At 71.4% G+C, this 248-nt stretch carries 1 pseudogene; it reads right to left on the bottom strand.

What is annotated here, in order from left to right:
* A pseudogene (locus tag DSP71_RS24010) lies at positions 1–248 on the bottom strand (D-alanyl-D-alanine carboxypeptidase family protein); the annotation flags it as partial.

Here is a 248-nt window from a genome sequence, read left to right on the forward strand (position 1 = left end):
ACCTGAAGACCATAGGAGCGGTAGCCGTTGTTCGCCCCGATGCGTCCCACGCCGGCCGCGGCTGCCGCATCCGCCATCCGGCCGACGGCGGCGGCCACGTCGGAGCGCACACGTCCGGACGGCGTCGTCATCTGCAGCGGCACCTGAGCGAGGTCCGCCGGCTCGTAGGCGGGGGGATTCAGCGGCAGCGACTTGTTCACCACCACCCAGAGGCGTGCGGGGTCGCTGAGCGAGACGCAGGGGGCATT

It is taken from the genome of Microbacterium sp. H6, from assembly GCF_003314775.1.
GTDB classification, from domain to species: Bacteria; Actinomycetota; Actinomycetes; order Actinomycetales; family Microbacteriaceae; genus Microbacterium; species Microbacterium oxydans.